Source organism: Streptomyces thermospinosisporus, assembly GCF_039526425.1.
Lineage (GTDB): Bacteria > Actinomycetota > Actinomycetes > Streptomycetales > Streptomycetaceae > Streptomyces > Streptomyces thermocarboxydovorans.
Genome location: NZ_BAAAIZ010000017.1, coordinates 188,771 through 208,302 on the forward strand (window position 1 = coordinate 188,771; position 19,532 = coordinate 208,302).

At 70.7% G+C, this 19,532-nt stretch carries 18 protein-coding genes and 3 pseudogenes; 10 read left to right on the forward strand and 11 right to left on the reverse strand.

Going from position 1 to position 19,532, the window contains the following annotated elements:
- Positions 1-110: 110 nt before the first annotated feature.
- A complete protein-coding gene (locus tag ABD207_RS07945; protein ID WP_167994425.1) occupies positions 111-533 on the reverse strand; it encodes an SCO4983 family protein in 423 nt (140 codons plus the stop codon).
- A 141-nt stretch (positions 534-674) separates the two neighbouring features.
- Positions 675-1,886, reverse strand: a complete 1,212-nt coding sequence (locus ABD207_RS07950; protein WP_344011146.1) for a pyridoxal phosphate-dependent aminotransferase — start codon at positions 1,884-1,886, stop codon at positions 675-677.
- Between the two features lie 337 nt (positions 1,887-2,223).
- On the opposite strand from ABD207_RS07950, the gene ABD207_RS07955 reads away from it, so the two are divergent.
- On the forward strand, positions 2,224-3,168 hold the full coding sequence (locus tag ABD207_RS07955) for a S1 family peptidase (protein WP_344011148.1): 945 nt from the start codon (positions 2,224-2,226) through the stop codon (positions 3,166-3,168).
- A 22-nt stretch (positions 3,169-3,190) separates the two neighbouring features.
- Here ABD207_RS07955 and ABD207_RS07960 read toward each other — a convergent pair whose 3' ends face one another.
- Together ABD207_RS07960 and ABD207_RS07965 are read right to left on the reverse strand one after the other, a co-directional pair.
- Positions 3,191-4,801 carry an N-acyl-D-amino-acid deacylase family protein gene (locus ABD207_RS07960; RefSeq protein WP_344011149.1) on the reverse strand — a complete coding sequence of 537 codons (1,611 nt, stop codon included), beginning with the start codon at positions 4,799-4,801 and terminating at the stop codon, positions 3,191-3,193.
- Positions 4,802-4,845: 44 nt separating this feature from the next.
- On the reverse strand, positions 4,846-6,123 hold the full coding sequence (locus ABD207_RS07965; protein WP_344011150.1) for an amino acid deaminase: 1,278 nt from the start codon (positions 6,121-6,123) through the stop codon (positions 4,846-4,848).
- A gap of 133 nt (positions 6,124-6,256) precedes the next feature.
- Here ABD207_RS07965 and ABD207_RS07970 point away from each other — a divergent pair, with 133 nt between their 5' ends.
- The 5 genes from ABD207_RS07970 (at position 6,257) to ABD207_RS07990 (ending at position 10,861) form a co-directional block, all read left to right on the forward strand.
- On the forward strand, positions 6,257-7,333 hold the full coding sequence (locus ABD207_RS07970) for a sugar kinase (protein ID WP_344011151.1): 1,077 nt from the start codon (positions 6,257-6,259) through the stop codon (positions 7,331-7,333).
- Complete coding sequence (locus ABD207_RS07975; protein ID WP_167994414.1) at positions 7,330-8,103, forward strand: IclR family transcriptional regulator; 774 nt, start codon at positions 7,330-7,332, stop codon at positions 8,101-8,103. The genes ABD207_RS07970 and ABD207_RS07975 overlap by 4 nt, the downstream gene beginning before the upstream one ends.
- A complete protein-coding gene (locus ABD207_RS07980) occupies positions 8,100-8,510 on the forward strand; it encodes a RidA family protein (RefSeq protein WP_343997669.1) in 411 nt (136 codons plus the stop codon). The genes ABD207_RS07975 and ABD207_RS07980 overlap by 4 nt, the downstream gene beginning before the upstream one ends.
- A 120-nt stretch (positions 8,511-8,630) precedes the next feature.
- Positions 8,631-10,121: a GntP family permease gene (locus ABD207_RS07985; protein ID WP_344011153.1), complete on the forward strand. Its 1,491-nt coding sequence runs from the start codon at positions 8,631-8,633 to the stop codon at positions 10,119-10,121.
- A 92-nt stretch (positions 10,122-10,213) separates the two neighbouring features.
- Complete coding sequence (locus ABD207_RS07990; RefSeq protein ID WP_344011154.1) at positions 10,214-10,861, forward strand: hypothetical protein; 648 nt, start codon at positions 10,214-10,216, stop codon at positions 10,859-10,861.
- A gap of 15 nt (positions 10,862-10,876) precedes the next feature.
- Here ABD207_RS07990 and ABD207_RS07995 read toward each other — a convergent pair whose 3' ends face one another.
- Together ABD207_RS07995 and ABD207_RS08000 are read right to left on the reverse strand one after the other, a co-directional pair.
- Positions 10,877-11,569 carry a DUF4396 domain-containing protein gene (locus ABD207_RS07995; RefSeq protein WP_344011179.1) on the reverse strand — a complete coding sequence of 231 codons (693 nt, stop codon included), beginning with the start codon at positions 11,567-11,569 and terminating at the stop codon, positions 10,877-10,879.
- A 33-nt stretch (positions 11,570-11,602) separates the two neighbouring features.
- Positions 11,603-12,316, reverse strand: a pseudogene (locus ABD207_RS08000) (cation transporter); the annotation flags it as partial.
- Between the two features lie 270 nt (positions 12,317-12,586).
- Between ABD207_RS08000 and ABD207_RS08005 the strand changes: the two are divergent.
- Positions 12,587-13,921: an Nramp family divalent metal transporter gene (locus ABD207_RS08005; protein ID WP_344011156.1), complete on the forward strand. Its 1,335-nt coding sequence runs from the start codon at positions 12,587-12,589 to the stop codon at positions 13,919-13,921.
- 85 nt (positions 13,922-14,006) lie between these two features.
- Here ABD207_RS08005 and ABD207_RS08010 read toward each other — a convergent pair whose 3' ends face one another.
- The 3 genes from ABD207_RS08010 to ABD207_RS08020 form a co-directional block, all read right to left on the reverse strand.
- Positions 14,007-14,141 carry a hypothetical protein gene (locus tag ABD207_RS08010; RefSeq protein ID WP_344011181.1) on the reverse strand — a complete coding sequence of 45 codons (135 nt, stop codon included), beginning with the start codon at positions 14,139-14,141 and terminating at the stop codon, positions 14,007-14,009.
- A 191-nt stretch (positions 14,142-14,332) separates the two neighbouring features.
- Positions 14,333-14,902 carry a maltokinase N-terminal cap-like domain-containing protein gene (locus ABD207_RS08015; RefSeq protein WP_344011157.1) on the reverse strand — a complete coding sequence of 190 codons (570 nt, stop codon included), beginning with the start codon at positions 14,900-14,902 and terminating at the stop codon, positions 14,333-14,335.
- 58 nt (positions 14,903-14,960) lie between these two features.
- A complete protein-coding gene (locus ABD207_RS08020) occupies positions 14,961-15,101 on the reverse strand; it encodes a hypothetical protein (RefSeq protein ID WP_344011159.1) in 141 nt (46 codons plus the stop codon).
- Positions 15,102-15,141: 40 nt separating this feature from the next.
- On the opposite strand from ABD207_RS08020, the pseudogene ABD207_RS08025 reads away from it, so the two are divergent.
- Together ABD207_RS08025 and ABD207_RS08030 are read left to right on the forward strand one after the other, a co-directional pair.
- A pseudogene (locus tag ABD207_RS08025) lies at positions 15,142-15,309 on the forward strand (GntR family transcriptional regulator); the annotation flags it as partial.
- A 152-nt stretch (positions 15,310-15,461) separates the two neighbouring features.
- Positions 15,462-15,692, forward strand: a complete 231-nt coding sequence (locus ABD207_RS08030) for a hypothetical protein (RefSeq protein ID WP_344011161.1) — start codon at positions 15,462-15,464, stop codon at positions 15,690-15,692.
- Positions 15,693-15,798: 106 nt separating this feature from the next.
- Here ABD207_RS08030 and ABD207_RS08035 read toward each other — a convergent pair whose 3' ends face one another.
- Both ABD207_RS08035 and ABD207_RS08040 read right to left on the reverse strand, forming a co-directional pair.
- Positions 15,799-17,508, reverse strand: a complete 1,710-nt coding sequence (locus ABD207_RS08035; RefSeq protein ID WP_344011162.1) for a chitinase — start codon at positions 17,506-17,508, stop codon at positions 15,799-15,801.
- 892 nt (positions 17,509-18,400) lie between these two features.
- Positions 18,401-18,805 carry a type II toxin-antitoxin system PemK/MazF family toxin gene (locus tag ABD207_RS08040; protein ID WP_344011163.1) on the reverse strand — a complete coding sequence of 135 codons (405 nt, stop codon included), beginning with the start codon at positions 18,803-18,805 and terminating at the stop codon, positions 18,401-18,403.
- A 165-nt stretch (positions 18,806-18,970) separates the two neighbouring features.
- Between ABD207_RS08040 and ABD207_RS08045 the strand changes: the two are divergent.
- Positions 18,971-19,372, forward strand: a pseudogene (locus ABD207_RS08045) (IS701 family transposase); the annotation flags it as partial.
- Positions 19,373-19,532: the final 160 nt, after the last annotated feature.

The following is a 19,532-nucleotide window of genomic DNA, read 5'->3' on the forward strand; positions in this document are numbered from 1 at the left end:
CTCTCACGTACGAGGCGCCCGGCTCGCGCGTCGGTGGGAGCACGCGGGCCGGGGCCGGTCTTCGGGAGCCCGGTGGGCGGGCCCGCACGGACGGGAGCCGGTGGGCGGGCTCAGCGGGACGCGAGCTCCCTGGGCTCCAGCGCGGCGGCATGCGCGTCCATCCGCTCGGCGGCCAGGATCGCGGCCGCCGTGTCGGCGCGGGACGCGGCGACGACCAGTGCACGGCCCGCGAGGGCGTGCGCCCGCTCGTGCAGGGTCGCGGCGTCCGCCTTGCCGCCGGTCGTGCGCGCCGAGGCGCGGGCCGGCGTACGTCCTCCCCGCAGCCGGGTCACCTGGGCGGCCAGCCGTTCGGCCGCGGTGTCCAGGTCGGCCGAGGGGGCCGTCGCGCGCAGCTCGTCGGTGACGGCGAGCAGGGCGGCGAGGTGGCCCGCGAGCTGGATGTCCAGCTCCTCCTCGCGGGAGCGGTGGGGGAAGTCCTGGGGGGTGCCGGCCATCGTGCTGTGGACCGACTTGGTGCGGATCGGTTCGTACATGGATGGCCTCCTGTGAACTGTCAGGAAGCCATCCTAGCTTAGAATCGGTCTAAAGTTGAGTCGTCGATCGGATTCACGGTTCCGCCTCACGGGGCCGTCGTCCGCGCAGTTCCGCGGCCCCGTCCACCCGGACCTGCGGCCTCAGGGCTGGCTGTAGCCGTCCAGGAAGCGCCCGATGCGGCTCATGGCGTCCCGCAGATCGGCGACCGAGGGCAGGGTCACCAGGCGGAAGTGGTCCGGGTCGGGCCAGTTGAAGCCGGTGCCCTGGACCACCATGATCTTCTCGCGCCGCAGCAGGTCCAGGACCATCTGCCGGTCGTCCCTGATCTTGAAGACGTTCGGGTCGAGCCGCGGGAAGAGGTACAGCGCCCCCTTCGGCTTCACACAGCTCACCCCGGGGATCTGGGTCAGCAGCTCGTAGGCCACGTCCCGCTGCTCGCGCAGCCGGCCGCCCGGCAGCACCAGGTCGTTGATCGTCTGCCGTCCGCTGAGCGCGGCGACCACGCCGTGCTGGCCCGGCATGTTGGCGCACAGCCGCATGTTCGCCAGGATCGTCAGGCCCTCGATGTAGGAGTCGGCGTGCGCGCGGGGGCCGGAGATCGACATCCAGCCCACCCGGTAGCCGGCCACCCGGTAGGCCTTCGACATGCCGTTGAAGGTGAGCGTGAGCAGGTCGGGGGCGACGGCGGCGGTGGGGGTGTGCACGGCGTCGTCGTAGAGGATCTTGTCGTAGATCTCGTCGGAGCAGACCAGCAGGTTGTGGCGGCGGGCGATGTCCGTCAGGCCCTTGACGACGGCCTCGTCGTAGACCGCGCCGGTGGGGTTGTTCGGGTTGATGATCACCAGAGCCTTGGTGCGGTCGGTGACCTTGCGCTCCACGTCGGCGAGGTCCGGCATCCAGTCGGACTGCTCGTCGCAGCGGTAGTGCACCGCGGTGCCGCCGGACAGGGAGACGGCCGCCGTCCACAGCGGGTAGTCGGGGGCCGGGACCAGTACCTCGTCGCCGTCGTCCAGCAGGCCCTGCATGGCCATCACGATCAGCTCGGAGACGCCGTTGCCGATGAAGACGTGCTCGACGTCGGTCTCGATGCCGAGGGTCTGGTTGTGCATCACCACGGCCCGGCGGGCCGCCAGCAGGCCCTTGGCGTCGCCGTAGCCGTGGGCCGTGGCGACGTTGCGGAGGATGTCCTCCAGGATCTCGGGCGGGCACTCGAAGCCGAACGCCGCCGGGTTGCCGGTGTTGAGCTTGAGGATGCGGTGACCGGCCGCCTCGAGCCGCATCGCCTCCTCGAGCACCGGGCCCCGGATCTCGTAACAGACGTTGGCGAGCTTGGTCGACTGGATCACCTGCATGCAGGGAGCTTACGGTCCCGAATCGCCCCTTGGGCCGTGTTTTCCGCCACGTGAGACGTTCCGGTCTGGGTGGCTATGCACCCCAGCGGCCCCAAGGGTCCCTTGCGGCGCAGGGGTTCTCTCCATCACCTCCACACCGACCCTCCCCACGACGGGCGCCCGCTCCTTCACACCGCCGGGCGAACCTGATCCGGTGCGCGGGCGGGCCGGCGCCCCGTGGGGTTACCGGCGGAAACCAGCCCTTGTCGTCCCGGAGTCCCGGCGATGACAATGCGCATGACAATTCTGCGGGCGACCGGAGCGATCCGGTCGCCTCCGTCGCATAGAGGGGCCCCACATGAGAAAACCTCTCGTCGTCGCGCTGTGCGCGCTGGCGATGACCGGTGCCGGCGCGATGCCCGCGGTCGCCGCCGAAGCTCCCCCCACGTCCGCGGACACGGCCGCGGCCACGGGCACGACGACCACCGGCACGACGACCACCGGCACGGTGATGGACACCGTCAACGGCGTCCTCGACTCCCTGTCCGGGCTCACCGCACCGAAGGCCGGTGCGGTGAACTTCGCCGGGACGGTCGCGCTCAGCAACTGCTCCGGCTCCGTCGTCCGCATGCCGGACGCCGAGGACGACGACCCCGCGCTCGTCCTGACCAACGGCCACTGCCTGGAGAGCGGCTTCCCCGGCCCCGGCCAGGTCCTGACCGACCGGGCCTCCAGCCGCACCTTCTCGCTGCTGAACGCCTCGGGATCGCGGGTCGCCACCCTGCGCGCCGACCGCCTGCTGTACGCGACCATGACCGACACGGACGCGGCGATCTACCGGCTGAGCACCAGCTACGCCCGGATCAAGAGCTCCTACGGCATCGACGCGCTCACCCTCGACGACAGCCGTCCCGCCGCCGGCACCTCCATCAGCGTGGTCTCCGGCTACTGGAGGCGGATCTACAACTGCTCCGTCGACGGCTTCGCCCACCGCCTGAAGGAAGGCGACTGGACCTTCAAGGACTCGGTCCGCTACACGCCCGAGTGCAACACCATCGGCGGCACCTCCGGCTCCCCGGTCGTCGACTCCGCCACCGGCAAGGTGGTCGCGGTCAACAACACCGGCAACGAGGACGGCGAGCGCTGCACGCTCAACAACCCGTGCGAGGTCGACGAGAACGGCCAGGTCACGGTCCGCCAGGGCATCAACTACGCCCAGCAGACCTACCTGTTCCCCGCCTGCTTCGGCCCGGACAGCAAGCTCGAGCTGGACGCGAGCGGCTGCCTCGTCCCCAAGCCGTAGGCAAGGTCTCAGGGGCGGGCGGTCACCGGGGAGTCCGGCGCACCGCCCGCCCGGCCAGCACATCGGTGCGCCGCCCGTCCTCGATCACGAACTGCCCGTCCACCAGGACGTACGGGATGCCCGTCGGCAGCGTGCGCGGCTCCTCGAAGGTCGCCCCCGCGGCCACCGTCTGAGGGTCGAACAGCACCAGGTCGGCCTTGTACCCCTCGCGGACCAGGCCCCGGTCCGGCAGCCGCAGCCGCGCGGCCGGACGCGAGGTCAGATGCGCCACGCACTCCTCCAGCGACAGCACCCCCGCCTCGCGCACATAGTGACCGAGGTAGCGCGGGAAGGTGCCGTAGGCCCGCGGATGCGGCTTGCTGCCCTGGAGGATGCCGTCCGAGCCGCCGGTATGGACTCGGTGCCGCATGATCGCCCGCACGTTCTCCTCGTGGCCCACGTGCTGCAGGATCGTCGGCGCCAGCCGGTCCCGCAGCAGCAGCTCACGGGCGACCGTCCAGGGGCTCTCGCCCCGCTCCCGCGCCGACTGAAGCACGGTGCGGCCCACGTACTCGCCGAGCGCCGGGTCGCCGACCCCGGAGATCTCGATCGTCTCCCACTCCACGGGCACCCCGTGGCAGCCGTCCGAGCCGGTCACCTCCAGGTCGTGCCGGATCCGCTCGGCCGTCTCCTCGTCCGCGAGCCGCTTCAGCACCGCCTCAGGACCGCCCTCGCTCGCCCAGCTCGGCAGCAGCGCCACCAGCGTGGTGCAGCCCGGCGTGTACGGATAGGTGTCGAGGCTGATGTCGGCGCCTTCGCCCAGCGCCCGGTCCAGCAGGGCCAGCAGCTCGGGCGCCCGGCCCTTGTTCACGCCGAAGTTCATGGTGGCGTGCGCCAGATGCAGCGGGCAGCCGGACCGCCGGGCCAGCGTCACCATCTCCTCGTACGCCTCCAGGGCGCCGGCCCCGTAGGAGCGGTGGTGCGGGCAGTAGTAGCCGCCGTAGGAGGCCACCACCCGGCACAGCTCGGTGAGTTCGGCGCCGTCGGCGTACATGCCCGGCGGGTAGGTCAGCCCGGAGGACATGCCGACCGCGCCCTGCTCCATGCCTTCCGCGACCAGCTCCCGCATCCGCTGAAGCTCCTCGGGCGTGGCCCTGCGGTCCTCCCAGCCCATGACGAGCGCGCGCACGGTGCCCTGCGGGATCAGATAGGCGGCGTTGACCGCGATGCCCCCATCCAGCCGGTCCAGGTACTCGCCGACCGAGCGCCAGTCGAAGTCGATGTCGTCCCCGGCGCCGTTCCAGCCCGCGATGGCCCGGCGCACCTCGCCCAGCGTGCGGTCGTCGACCGGCGCGTACGACAGCCCGTCCTGCCCGAGCACCTCCAGCGTCACGCCCTGCGCGGCCTTGGCGCTGTGGTCGGGGTCGCGCAGCAGCGCCAGATCGCTGTGGGCGTGCATGTCGATGAAGCCGGGGGAGAGCACAAGACCCTCGGCGTCCAGCTCGCGCCGGGCTTTGGGCCGCTGGCAGCCCGCCGCGGCGGCCTCCTTGACGATGGACACGATCCGTCCGCGGTCGACGACCACGTCCGCCCGGTACGACGGCTCCCCGGAGCCGTCGACGACGTCCGCGTCCCGTATGACGAGCTCTTCCATGCCGGTCTCCCCCGGTCTCTCAGAAGGGTCCCTCAGATGAAGGTTCAGAAGAAGGTGCGGATGTAGTCGGTCACCGTGCCGTCCGCCTCGGCCACGGGGATCAGCACCCATTTGTCGAACGAGGTGCACGGGTGGGACAGCCCGAGCCCCACCCAGTCGCCGACCCGCAGATCGGCCTCGGCGGTGGTGCGCAGCCAGGCGTGCTGGTCGGAGAGCGCGGTCACCGTGATCCCCTCGGCCGGGCGCTCGGCCCCGTCCCGCCGGACCACCTGGGCGAACGGCAGATCCAGGTCGTACGCCGCGTCCCGCTTGCCCGCGTTGAGGAACGCCTGCTCCGCAGTCGGCCGGGAGACCACCTGGGCCCACAGCCGGAACGCGGGCTCCAGGGCGCCCTCCTCGGGGACCCGGTTGAACGGGGTGAGCCTGCGGTAGTGCCCGTCGTCGTGCGAGACATAGGCGCCGGAGCGCAGCAGCTTCAGCACCGGGGCCGACAGACCGGGGATCGCGGCGAAGGCGTCGGCGACCGCGTCGAACCAGGCGCTGCCGCCCGCGCTCACCACGATCTCGTCCAGCCCGGCGAACCGCCCGGCCTTGTCGAACTCCACGGCCAGCGCGACCAGCCGGCGCAGCCAGGCGGCCACCCGCTCCGGGTCGGCCTTCGGCACCTCGCCCTCGTACCCGGCGACGCCGACCAGCCGCAGCCCGCGCGCACCGGCCACGGCGTCGGCGACGGCGCCGCACTCGGCCTCCGTGCGCACCCCGGTCCGGGCGCCCTCGCCGGCGGCCAGCTCGACCACCACGTCCACGGGGCGGCCGGCGCCGCTCAGCGCGGCATCCATCAGCTCCACCCCGCGCACCGAGTCCACGTAGCAGATGAAGCGGAAGTCCTCGTCGGCGTCCAGCTGCGCGGAGATCCAGCGCAGGGCCGCCGGGTCGACCAGCTCGTTGGCGAGGAACACCCGCCGCACGCCGAACGCGCGGGCCACCCGCACCTGGTGCGGCACGGCCAGGGTGATGCCCCACGCCCCGTGCTCGATCTGCCGCTGGAACAGCTGCGGGGCCATGGAGGTCTTGCCGTGCGGGGCGAAGGCGAGGCCGTGCCGGGCCGCGTACCTCTCCATCACCTTCAGGTTGTGCTCCAGGCGCTCGGCGGACAGCGCGAGCACGGGCGTCGTGAAGCCGTCGGTGAAGAGATTGAGGCGCCGGGCGGCCAGCTCGCCCACGGTGAGGCCCTCGGCTTCCGGCGGGAGGCCCCTGAAGCGGTGGTCGACGCGTTCCTCCGCGAGTCGGGCGAGGGCTTCTGGGCCGGGGCCGGAGACCATGGGGAACCTCCTGATCAGGGGCGTTGCGCTTTGTGCAACGCTCATTGCGTATGTCGCTCACCGCTGTCTAACATCTCGGCCACGCGGGGTCAACGGACACCGCAGCCCTCAGGCGACAAGGAGCCCCGCCATCGTGACCGTCACCGGACCTTCTGACCCCGCCCGCGGCGTGGACGTCGTGGCGCTCGGCGAGTCCATGGTGACGTTCCGGCCCTCCGTACCGGGCCGCCTCGCCGAGGTGCCGTCCTTCCATCGTGGGATCGGCGGCGCGGAATCCAACACCGCGTGCATGCTCGCGGAGGCCGGGCACACGGCCCGCTGGATCAGCAGGGTCGGCGCGGACCCCTTCGGCGACCACCTCCTCGCGGCCATCGCCGGGCACGGCGTCGACGTCTCCCGGGTGCGGCGCGACCCGGACCGCCCGACCGGCATCTACTTCCGCACCGCGGGCGACCGCGCGACCGACGCCCACGAGGTGGCGTACTACCGCGCGGGCTCGGCCGCCTCCGCCATGACCCCGGCGAACGTGCCCGCCGACGCCGCACTGGACGGGCGCGTCCTGCACCTGTCCGGCATCACCGCCGCCCTCTCCGACGGCTGCCGCGACCTGCTCGGCGAACTCACCGCGCCCCGCCCGGACCGCCCGCTGATCTCCTTCGACGTCAACCACCGGGCCGGCCTGTGGCCGCACCCCGAGGGCCCCCGCATCCTGCTCGACCTGGCCCGCCGCGCCGACCTCGTCTTCGTCGGCGAGGACGAGGCCGAGGAGGCCTGGGGCATCACCGGCGGCCCGGAGGCGATCAGAAGGGCCCTGCCGGAGCCGGAGACGCTGGTCGTCAAGCGCGGCGCCCAGGGAGCGGAGGCCTTCCACGGGGCCCCGCCGGCACGAGGCACCTCCGTCCCGGCCCAGGGCACCTCCGTCCCCGCGCTCGCCGTCGACGTCGTGGCCACCGTCGGCGCCGGGGACGCCTTCGCCGCCGGATTCCTCTCCGCCACCCTGCGCGGACTGCCCGTACGGCAGCGGCTGCGCTACGGGCACCTGTGGGCCGCCGCCGCCCTCACCACCCCCGGCGACCTCGCACCGCCCCCGCCCGCGGCGCTCACCGCCCGCCTCGCCGCCCTCGACGACACCGCGTGGGGGAGACTGCGACTCGGCCCCGGCTGGACGGCCGTCGTGGAACGGGCCGACGAGGAGGTACGCACCCCATGAGCCAGACCGTAGACCGCGCGCTGAGCATCCTGCCGCTGCTCGCCGAGGGCCCCGCCGACCTCGGCCAGGTCGCCGACCGCCTCGGCGTGCACAAGTCCACCGCCCTGCGCCTGCTGCGCACCCTCCACGAACACGGCCTGGTCTACCGCCAGTCCGACCAGCGCTACCGCCTCGGCGCCCGCCTCTTCGCCCTCGCCCAGGAGGCCATGGAGAACCTCGACGTCCGCGAGATCGCCCACCCCCACCTGGTGCGCCTCAACGAACAGTGCGGGCACACCGTGCACCTCGCGGTGTACGAGGAGAACGAGGTCCTCTACATCGACAAGGTGGAGAGCCGCTACCCGGTGCGCATGTACTCCCGCATCGGCAAGCCCGTCGCCATCACCGTCGCCGCCGTCGCCAAACTCCTCCTCGCCGACCTGCCCGAGCCCGAGCGGCGGGCCCTCGCCGAGAAGCTCGACTACCCCATGTACACGCCCCGTTCGACACCGAACGCCGAGGCCTTCCTCAAGGAGCTGGCGAAGGTGCGCGAACAGGGCTGGGCCACCGACCTCGGCGGCCACGAGGAGTCCATCAACTGCGTCGCCGCCCCCATCCGGGGCGCCGACGGCCGGGTGGTCGCCGCCATGTCGGTCTCCGCGCCGAACGTCGTGGTGACCGCCGACGAACTCCTCACCCTGCTCCCGCTGGTGCGCCGTACCGCGGACGCGATCAGCGGCGAGTACTCCGGCAGAACGCCCGTGCACCACCCCGACAAGGACACGCCATGACCGAGAAGACCGCGCTCACCCCGAAGACCCACACCACCCCGCCGGCGAAGTTCTCGCACGGCGTGCGCAAGGGCAACATCCTCCAGGTCGCCGGCCAGGTCGGGTTCCTCCCCGCCGAGGAGGGCAAGGCCCCCACCCCCGCCGGCCCCACCCTGCGCGAGCAGACCCTGCAGACCCTCGCCAACGTCAAGGCCGTCCTCGAGGAGGGCGGCGCGACCTGGGACGACGTGATGATGATCCGCGTCTACCTCACCGACGTGGACCACTTCGCGGAGATGAACGAGATCTACAACGCCTACTTCGAGGAGCAGGGCCTCACCCAGCCCCCTGCGGCCCGCACGACCGTCTACGTCGGTCTCCCCGCCGGCCTCCTCATCGAGATCGACGCACTCGCCGTTCTCGACTGACACCCCCTCACCCCCCACGCACACACACGCCGTCCGGCACGGCGCCCGACACCCCCTGGGGCGCCGTGCCGCGATCCCCCTTGCCCGAAAACACCATGCCCTTACCCAGAGGACCCCCGTATGTCCCTCTCATCCCTTCACCTCGCCGCCTCGGCCCCCGCCCCCGAGACCCCACCCCACACCGGCGGTCTGCTGCTGCTCCTCGACGGCACCGCCGGGCTGCTCACCGTCGCCGCCCTCGGCATAGCCCTGCTGCTCTTCCTCATCATCAGGGTCCGCCTCCAGCCGTTCGTCGCGCTGCTCGGCGTCTCCATAGCCGTCGGCCTGCTGGCGGGACTGTCGGTCACCGAACTCTTCGGCACCGTGCAGAAGTCCGACGCCGTCTCCACCATCGAGTCCGGCATGGGCGGCATCCTCGGCCACGTCGCCATCATCATCGGCCTGGGCACCATGCTCGGCGCGATCCTCGAAGTCAGCGGCGGCGCCGAGGTGCTGGCGTCCCGGCTGCTCGGCCTGTTCGGGGAGCGGCGCGCCCCGCTCGCCATGGGTCTGACCGGCCTGATCTTCGGCATCCCGGTCTTCTTCGACGTCGGCATCTTCGTGCTCGCGCCGATCGTCTACGCCGCCGCCAAGCGCTCCGGCAGGTCCATCCTCCTGTACTGCCTGCCGCTGCTCGCCGGCCTCTCCGTCGCCCACGCCTTCCTGCCCCCGCACCCCGGCCCGGTGGCCGCCGCCGGACTGCTCCATGTGGACCTCGGCTGGGTCATCCTCATGGGCATCGTCTGCGGCATCCCCGCCGTGATCGCCGCCTGGGTCTACTCGGCCTGGATCGGCCGGCGCATCTTCGTCGGCGTGCCGCAGGACATGGTCGAGGCCGCCGCGGACGCCCGGCGGGCCGTGGTCGAGGAGCAGCGGGCCTCCGGCGTCGAGCCCCGCGAGACCCCCGTGCCGCTCGGCACGGTCCTCGGCATCATCGGCACCCCGCTGCTGCTGATCCTCGCCGCGACCTTCTCCTCGATCGCCCTGGACCCCTCCACCCTCCGCTCGGTGATCGAGTTCTTCGGCCACCCCTTCGTGGCCCTGACCATCGCCCTGTTCCTCGCCTACTACCTGCTCGGCATCCGGCGCGGCTGGTCCCGCAAGTCCCTGGAGGCCGTCTCGACGTCCTCCCTCAAGCCGGTCGGCAACATCCTGCTGGTGGTCGGCGCGGGCGGCGTCTTCGGCGCCGTCCTCAAGGGCAGCGGGGTCGCCCAGGCGCTCTCCGACACCTTCAACGACGTCGGCCTGCCGGTGATCGTGCTGTCGTACCTGATCTCCCTGGTGCTGCGGGTCGCGCAGGGCTCGGCGACGGTGGCGATCGTGACCACGGCCGGCATCGTGGCCCCCCTGCTGGCCGAGGGCGACCACTCCCAGGCCTTCATCGCCCTGGTCATCATGGCCATCTCCGCGGGCTCCATCTTCGCCTCGCACGTCAATGACGGCGGCTTCTGGATGGTGGCCAAGTACTTCGGCATCAGCGAACGGGACACCCTCAGGACGTGGACCGTCCTGGAGAGCGTGCTGTCGGTCGCGGGCTTCGCGGTCGCGGCGGTGCTGAGCCTGTTCGTGTGACGGTGCCGGCGAAGACGGTGCCGACGAAGGTCGTATAACGAAGCAGGGGCTGGCTGGGCCGGGCACAGGTTTGTCGACCATACTGCTCCGCTGTGGAGCAGCGCATAGGTTCGAGCAGTCAGCCCCTGGAAGGCGCCGGTTTCGACCCGGCCTTCATCCCCGGGCTCTCCTCACCCGTCTCCGGGCGCGAGGAGGACGCCAAGGCGGAGGAGCCCGAGGAGCCGGTCGAGGAGACCGAGGAGGACGCCACGGCGTCCGAGCCGCCGGCCGAGGAGGAGCAGGCCCCCGAGGAGGAGGAACCGGCCCCGGACGGACCGGTCTTCGAGGCGTCCGACCGCCGCGCCCGCATCCTCGCCGACCACCGCGGCATCCGGCTGCGGCTGGACGACCAGGAGTGCGAGTTCCGCTGGGACGAGATCGGGGCGGTGGAGACGTCGGTCGCGCGCTTCGGCAAGCGATACACCGTCACCGTCCATACGCCGGACCGCCGTTGGTACCCGATCGACATCGAGGCCCCGTCCCGCAGCCGCTTCGCGGAGTGGGACGCCGGGCTGGACAAGGTCCTCGACGCGTACTTCGACGACGGCGGAGCCGGGGAGGCGGACGCCGAGGACAAGGACGGCCAGGAAGCCGGTGCCGACTCGAAGGATGCGGGCGCGAAGGACGCGGACGCCAAGGCCGGGGCGGGCGCCGGGACGGAGAGCGGCGCCGACCGGAAGGCCGGCGCCGGCGCCGAGTAGGCGATCGGCCGCGGCTCAGTGGTACGCGTGCACCACCGCGTGCCCCTTGCCGCGGCCGATCATCCACTTGTTGACCGGTGTGGTGATCACGAACGCCACGGCGAAGCCGCCGAGGAGCGTGTACCAGAACAGCCCGTCGGCCAGTTGGGCCTCCATCGCGCCCGGGGTGAGGGCGATGACGGCGTTGTCCACCAGCTCCATCACGGCGATCGAGACGGTGTCGGCGGCGAGCGCGATCCGGACCGCGTTCCTCAGGCTCACCCCGGCCCGCACCACCGCGAACAGGGTGAACGAGTAGCCGAACAGGAACGCCAGCGCGATCGCCAGCACCATGGTCGGCACATTGCCCCACAGCAGGGCGCTGCCGATGACCATGCCGAGGATCTCACCGATGGCGCAGCCGGTCAGGCAGTGCAGGGTCGCCTTCACGGCGGTCCTCCAGGAGGCGCCGACGCGTCCGTGAGCCCCGTGAGCCCCGTGACCGTCGTGAGCCCCGTGAGCCCCGTGAGCCCCGTGAGCCCCGTGAGCCCCGTGAGCCCCGTGACCGTCGTGAGCCCCGTGGCCGTCGTGGGCGCTGTTTCCGTGGTCGCTGTGCCCGTGCCCGGTGGTGTGCCTGTGCACGGGGCGGGAGTGCCCGTGCTCGGTGTGGTCCATGGTTCTCGGGTTCCCTTCCTGAGCGTGTCCCATGACGGCCCGGCGGGTGGTCATCGCGCGGCCTCGAACCGGCGCAGCCGCAGGCTGCGCCCGCAGCGCGGCCCCGGCCCGGCGCTTGGAGCGGGCCTCGAAGTAGCGGCCGGCCAGGATGAAGGCGGTGACTCCGGCGGCCGCCTCGAGGTAGATGTTCCCGGCGCCGTCCCCGCGTTCGATGGTCAGCTCGAAGGGGTGGGTCATGCCGGGCGTCCCGGCGGTGCTGAAGAACAGCGCCCACAGCGACCACAGGAACGCCGCCGACACTCCGACCGAGATCAGGGTGTCCATGGTCGCCGCCCCGTGCCGGGCGTTGGTCAACGCGGCCTGGTGGAAGGGCCAGGCGGCGTAGGTGACCACCGGGGCGGCCAGCGTGAGCGACAGCCACTGCCAGTACTCGAACTGCCAGGCCGGAACCATCGCGAGCACGATCACCGGCACGGCGAGCACCACCGCGGTGATCAGCCGCTGCCGCAGCGGCAGCAGCGGGTCGGACTCCTCGCGCGGGGCCGCAGTGCCGGTCCGCTCCGGCTCGGGCCGGGGTTCGTGCGCGGTGTACCCGGTCGCCTCGACGGTGGCGATCAGATCCGCGACGGCGACATCGCCGCCGAAGCTGACCTTCGCCTTCTCGGTGGCGTAGTTGACGGTGGCGGTGACACCGTCCATCCGGTTGAGCTTCATCTCGATCCGCGCGGCGCACGAGGCGCAGGTCATGCCGCCGATCGCGAGTTCGACCTCGGTGGTCCGGTCCGGGACGGTGGTGGCCATCGGTGCTCCCTCACTTGCCGCTGGATACCCTAGGGGGTATCTCGATCGCAGGTCCCTGTATACCCCCTGGGGGTATGTATGGCAAGGGGTCGGCGCATATCGTCGGCGTATGGAAAACCGCGCGCGGGTTTCCGGTCCGCGCGCGGGTTTCCGTCCGCGCGCGGGTTCTCAGTCCGTACGCGGGTTTTCGGTCATACGGTCAGGCACATCCGGTGAAGATCCCCGCAGGCCCTCTTGTCCCGCCGCCCCGCATGGGATTTCTTGACCCCCATGGCGGACACCACGGGACACACGGGAAACACCCAGGACACCGGAGCAGGGGCCGAAGCGGGCTCCAGGCCCCGCAGAAGCAGCTGGAGATACATCGGCCCCGGGATCGTCGTGGCCGCGACCGGCGTCGGCGCCGGTGACCTGGTCGCCACGCTGATCGCGGGCAGCAATTTCGGCTACACCCTGCTGTGGGCCGCCGTCATCGGCTGCATCGTGAAGATCTCCCTCGCCGAGGCGGCCGGACGCTGGCATCTGTCCACCGGCCGCACCCTCTTCGACGGCTGGGCCGGCCTCGGCCGCTGGACCACCTGGTTCTTCGGCGTCTACGTCGTCGTCTGGGGCTTCGTCTACGGCGCGGCCGCCATGTCGTCCAGCGCGCTGCCGCTCCAGGCGCTCTTCCCCGGCATCATGGACCTCGAATGGTGGGGCATCGCCTGCGCGCTGGTCGGCCTGGTGTTCGTCTGGTTCAACCAGTACGCGGTGTTCGAGAAGGTCATGACGGTCCTGGTGGGCGTCATGTTCGTGGTCACCGTCTATCTGGCGGTCCGTGTCACCCCGAACCTGGGCGACGCCTTCGCCGGGCTGCTGCCGGTGCTGCCCGACGCGGAGGACTCCGTCCTCAACACCCTCGGCCTGATCGGCGGCGTCGGCGGCACCATCACCCTCGCCGCCTACGGCTACTGGGTGAACGCCAAGGGCTGGACCGACACCGCCTGGATGAAGGTGATGCGGCTGGACAACCGGGTCGCCTACATCACCACCGGTGTGTTCGTCGTCGCCATGCTCATCGTCGGCGCCGAACTGCTCCACTCCGCCAATGTGGCCATCGCCAGCGGCGACAAGGGCCTGCTGCAGCTGGGCGACATCCTGGAGAAGGAGTACGGCACGGCGACGGCCAAGTTCTTCCTGATCGGCTTCTTCGCCACGTCCTTCACCTCGCTGATCGGCGTATGGCACGGCGTGAGCCTGATGTTCACCGACTTCGTCACCCGAGGCCGGCGCAAGGCCGCCGAGTCGAGGGGCGAGGAGATCGCCTCCGGCGCCCGCGAGAAGTCCTGGCCCTTCCGCGCCTACCTGCTCTGGCTGACCTTCCCGCCGATGATCCTCCTCTTCGAGGGCCAGCCCTTCCGCCTGGTCATCATCTACGGCGTCCTGGGCGCGGCCTTCATGCCCTTCCTGGCCCTCACCCTCATCTGGCTCCTCAACTCCTCCCGCACACCCGGCGAATGGCGCAACGGCCTGCTCAGCAACGCCATGCTGACCGTCGCCGGGCTGCTGTTCCTGGTGCTGTGCATCAAGCAGATCTGGGACCAGCCGTGGTCGGAGTTCTTCTAGCCGGGGTTCCCCTATGAGGGTTCCGTCCGTCACCCCAGCCGGTCCCACTCGGGGCTGACGGCGATCTCGCGCAGCTCCGCCATGCTCAGCGCGGGGCGTCCCGGGTGGCGTCCTCGTGCCGGGCACCGGAGTTGAACGCGCTGATCACCACCCGCAGCCCGTCCGGGCGCAGGGTGTCGGCGGTCCACGACCGGTCCTCCCAGTACCGCAGCACGACCACCGCGCGGTCGTCAGCAGACAGACGGACCGGTACAGGTGCCCGGCCCGCGCCGAGGCGAACTCGGAGTACCCCACCGCACGCCCCGCCCCCTGCCTCTGCCCCAGCCCCATCCCGCCATCCCCCCGTCGATCCCCCGTCGTTCCCCGAGCTGCCCTCTCACCTCACTGATGCGGTGGGCCCTGCGGAATGTTTCACGTGACGGCGAACACAGCCCGCGCCCCCGTCCCGTCCGGCCACGTCCACCCGGCCACCACATGCGCGGACGTCGTGCGCGGGTGCACTCCCGGGCGCAGCACCCGGTTCACCCGGACCTCGGGCTCCCCGGCGGGGCAGCTGCCGTGCACGGTGACGGACGGGTCAGGGGTGTTGCTCTCCGACTGATGCTGCGGCACCGCCTCACCACGCAGCAGAGCCAGCAACTGCTCCCTCACCACCGGGTCCTGAAGACCGTCGTACACCCACCGCGTGCCCAGCACACCGTGCTCGGCGGTCCCGATCAGCGCCTCGTCCGCCGCACCCTCCAGCGCCGCACCCCGGTAGCTCAACGGCACCAGATACGCCACCGGTTCCTTCCCCGACGAGTCCGTCACCACCATGAACTCGATCCCGACCTCGCCCTCCGGATCGTCCAGCCGGAACCCGCCCGCCCTCGCCGGCTCCGGCTGCCCGGTGTCCCCGGCGTACCAGCTCTGCTTCGGCAGCCAGCCGGTGAGCAGCTCCAGCTTGGTGGGCGTCATGGTGGTGCGGTGAATGACGGCCATGTACGTCTCCCCTGCGCGTGTCTCCCGGTCCACCCCGTACGAGGGGACGTGAGCGAACCTACCGGGGCGGGGCCACCGAGCCGTCCGGGCGGCCGGTGATAGCGTCGTCCGGCAGAGCGAGACACTCCTCGAACCCCGCGTGCGCGAACGCGAGTTGGAGGGGAGCGGAGGACGGCGTGGTGTCGGGCGAGCTGCTCATCGCTCTGAACCGGGAGAGCGGTACGACGCTGCAGCAGCAGGTGTGCGATCAGGTGACCGCCATGGTGCGCTCGGGGCGGCTGCGGCCTGGCGACGCGCTGCCCGCCTCACGCAGGCTCGCTCAGCAACTCGGCGTGTCCCGGACCGTGATCACCGGCGCCTACGAACTGCTGTGCGCCCAAGGTGTGGTGACGGCCCGGCGCGGTTCGGGCACCCGCATCGCGGAGCTTCCCACGAAGGGGGCGGTGGCGCTGTCCGGCGGCCGGACCACGTCCCCGTCCCGGGCGGTGCAGCCGGTGCCCGCCCCGCGCGGCCGACCGACGAGGGCGATCCGCTGTGGCAGCCGTGGGAGCCGCCGCCCGTGCTGCGGCGGCCCGGCAACGACCTGGACTTCCGGCACGGCAACGACCTGGACTTCCGGCACGGCACGCCGGCGCTCGGCGCGTTCCCGGTCGCCCGCTGGCGGCAGTCGATGCACGAGGCGTACGCGCGGGCGGACGCCGCCGAGGGCGCCCGCCTGCACTGCTCGCCGATGGCACCCCGGGTCCACTGCGAGGTCGCCTTCGACTGGCTTCAGGAGACGCTCAAGTAAGCCCGTCGGCAGCAACAGCGTGCGCCCCTGCCCGCCAAGTGCGGTGAACAGGGGCGCAGTTCGCACACCGGGGCCTGAGGGTCACGACCTCAGGCGCCCGACGGCCTCACGGCAGTGCGTGCACATGCGGACCCACCGCGTTCGACCAGGCGTTCCCCGCCGTCGCGTCCCAGTTGGTGGACCAGGTCATCGCACCGCGCAGGCTCGGGTAGGTCTTCGACGGTTTGAAGGAGCCGCAGTTGGTGCCGCGGGTCAGGCAGTCCAGGGCGGCGTTCACCACCGAGGGCGCCACATAGCCGCTGCCCGCGCCCCGGGTCGAGGCCGGCAGGCCCAGGCCCACCTGGGACGGGTCGAGGCCGCCCTCCAGCTGGATGCAGGCCAGCGCGGTCAGGAAGTCCACCGAGCCCTGGCTGTAGACCTTGCCGTCGCAGCCCAGCATCGAACCGCTGTTGTAGTACTGCATGTTGACGACCGTGAGGATGTCCTTCACGTTCAGCGCGGTCCGGAAGTAGGAGTTCGAGGTCGACTGCATGTCGATGGTCTGCGGCGCCATCGTCAGGATCATCGACGGTCCCGCCTTCGCGGACAGCGCGCGCAGCGCCTGCGTCATGTAGGTGGCGTTGAGACCGTTCTCCAGGTCGATGTCCACGCCGTCGAAGCCGTACTCCTGCATCAGGGAGTAGACGGAGTCGGCGAAGTTGGTCGCGGAGGCCGAGTCGTTCACCGAGACGGTGCCCTTCTCGCCGCCCACCGAGATGATGACCTTCTTGCCGGCGGCCTGCTTGGCCCGGATGTCCGCCTTGAACTGGTCGACGGTGTAGCCGTTCAGGCCCGCCGTGTCCAGGTTGAAGGTGACCGCGCCCGGTGTGCCGGTGGCGTCCGCGAAGGCGACCGCGATGATGTCGTACTGGTCCGAGACGTCCGAGATCCGCTGGACCGCGGCGCCGTTGTTGAAGTTCTGCCAGTAGCCCGTCACCGCGTGCCGCGGCAGATCACCGCCGCCTCCGCTGTCCCGGTCCTTGGTGCGGGCCGTGACCGCCGCCGACTTCGCCGACTCGCCCGCCGCGTTGGTGGCCGCCACCTGGAAGGAGTACGAGGTGGAGGACTCGAGCCCGGTGATCGTGGCCGAGGTGCCGGTCACCGCCGTCACCTTGGTGCCGTCCCGGTAGACGGTGTACCCGGTCGCACCCGAGACCGTGTTCCACTTCAGGGAAACGGAGTTCGTCGTCGTGCCGGAGACGCTCAGCCCGCCCGGCGTGCCCGGGACGGTGGGCTCCGGGTCACCGCCGCCGCCCCCGTCGGGCCCGAACACCGACAGGTCGTCGACGTAGTACGGCTGCTGGCCGTACCAGCCGTGAGTGTAGACCGTCACCGAGGTGGTGGAGGACCCGGTGGTGAAGCCGGTCGTCAGCTGCTTCCAGCTGCCGGAGTCCGGCGTCCAGGTCGACACGTCCGTGATTCCCGTGCCGGTCACGCCCAGGTACGCATAGCCGCCCTGCACCCAAGCACTCAGCTGGTACGCGGAGTTGGGCTTCACGGTCACGGTCTGGCTGCAGCGTGCGTTGTCCTGCCCGGCGGGCGTCGCCCTGAGCGCGGCGGTGCCGCCGTGCACGGGGGAGGAGACGGTCGTCCCGCTGTTCGCGGAGCAGGTCCAGTTGCTCAGGCCCGACTCGAAGCCCGCGTTCTTGGCGTTGTTGACGTCGGCCGCGGACGCCGGGTTCGCGCCCAGGCCCGCGAAGGAGAGGGCGAGCGCGGCAGTGACGGCCGCCGCCCACACCCGCCTGCGTCGTCCGAACCGTCTGTGTACGAGGTCCACTGAGGCCTCCGGTGGGGGAGTGGGGAAGGGGAGCGGTGGCCATCGCTGCAACCAAGTTGGTCCAGACCAATTGCGGTGTCAAGTGTTCGGTACGCGTCAACTTCCGCCGCCGCCATCGCGAGTGGCTGTAGTGCGGCAACTCTGGTGCGACGCCCGAGTGTTGCGTCCGGCTGGGCAGTCCCGTCGGGCGCCGGCAAGCTCACGTTGCATTCCGATATGACGAGGAGGGGTGGCCGACGCTGTGGACACTGAAATCTTTTCTCGCCTCCGAAGGGCTGGATTCGAGGTGGTAGGTAGATTCGAGGGCGGTCATCCAACCGTGGTGGAGGCATTTCACCGCGTCGTGCACATTCATGCACTGCCGGTTGAGCGGATTTCAGTGAATCTGGATGGCGCTGCCCAATTGTTGAATGATGCGTGGAAGTCGCGTGCGCTTGCGGGGGGCATCGTGTCTGATGATGGTTCGCTGCTGGTGGCCGGTGGTCTGAACTACGGATGGGTGCACGTGCGACTGACCGAAGCCACCGACATCTCCTCCCTGGAGGAGGAAGGTGAACTGCTCTTCACCGGCCGCTCTACCAGTGGTCATCTAGTGTGTGCCGCGAGCAAGGAAGGGAGCGAGTACTGGATTTTGGAGGAGGCCTTCAGCAAGGAATGGGCGGTTTTCACCGCTTCCTGCTGCCCTGCCCTGGCGGTGCCTACTTGGCTCGCAACCTCCGGATCGAGTGCTCACGCTGCCCCAAGCACCACGCATCATCCGCGTCCTGATACTCCAGCCGTAGATCGTGATCTCGATGGTGAGGGGCGCCGAGGAGACAGGTGGTCAGTGTCGCTCATCTGGACGAGATCGACCACGCCACCGAGGGTGTCCGTTCCTTCTCCGCCTACCCGACTACTCAAGTCCACCGAGACGGAGGGCGTCCCTTAATTCGCTGAGTTTCTCGGTCGTCGCCGGGGTCCGCTCCTTCGCCTGTCCAGCGAGTCGGAGGGCATCCTCAATCTCTTTGAGTTTCGCACAGGGCAGGGCGCCCGCCCGCTCGATCAGGTCGTCCCGGGACACGGTGGTCAGCCACGTACAAGGGGTAAAGCCCGGAGACGGGAACGCGACCCGCAGCACGCCTTCAAAGGGCAGTCCTTCCATGGCGCCTACTGCCACTTCGACGCCCAGACCGCTGATGTCGACGCCCGCCGGTGCCACGACCTGCATCACCCGGATCCCGGAAGCGTCGCCTTCCGACAGCAGTACGACCGGCCGCCGCTCGTCGAACTCGACCCACCAGACTTCGCCACGTTGCACATGTCCTCCTGACCCAGGACCGCATGCGTACGCTGCGCGACCCTGACGCGCTGTGGAGACAGGTGCGGCCACGTTGATCATCGGCGTGTGAAGACAAACGGTCACGCGGTGGCCGCAGGTCACAGCGTAGACCCTGCCCGCTGGCAGGAGGCTTTCGATGGCCTGATGAGCCGGATAGCCGGGCGGTTCGCGCGGGTCGAACCCCGCCTCCGGGCCCAGCGCTTGGTGCTGGGCCTGCTGTCGGATCTGCCGCGCAAGAACTGCTGGACGATCGCAGAGTGGGCCGGGGAGGCCACTCCGCACGGCATGCAGCATCTGCTGTGCAGGGCCGCCTGGGATGCCGAGGCCGTCCACGACGTGCGCGAGTACGTCGTCGAGCACCTCCACGACGAGGCCGCTGTGCTGGTCGTCGACGAGACCGGCGACGTGAAGAAGGGCACACGCACCGTCGGCGTCCAGCGCCAATACACCGGCACCGCCGGGCGGATCGAGAACTCTCAGGTCGCCGTCTACCTCGTCTACGCCGTCGAGCGCGGGCACGCGGCGGTGGATCGGGAGCTGTATGTACGGGGGAGAGTCATCATGCGCGACGGAATGTGGCTGGAATAACGGCCGTCCCTCGCCGACGCGCCTCCCTCGGATCACGATCTACAGCTGGAGTACTAACCTCGATCTTTCGTGAGGGTCCGCCGATGGAGTCGGTGGGCCCTTTTGCTTTCCGGAGCTG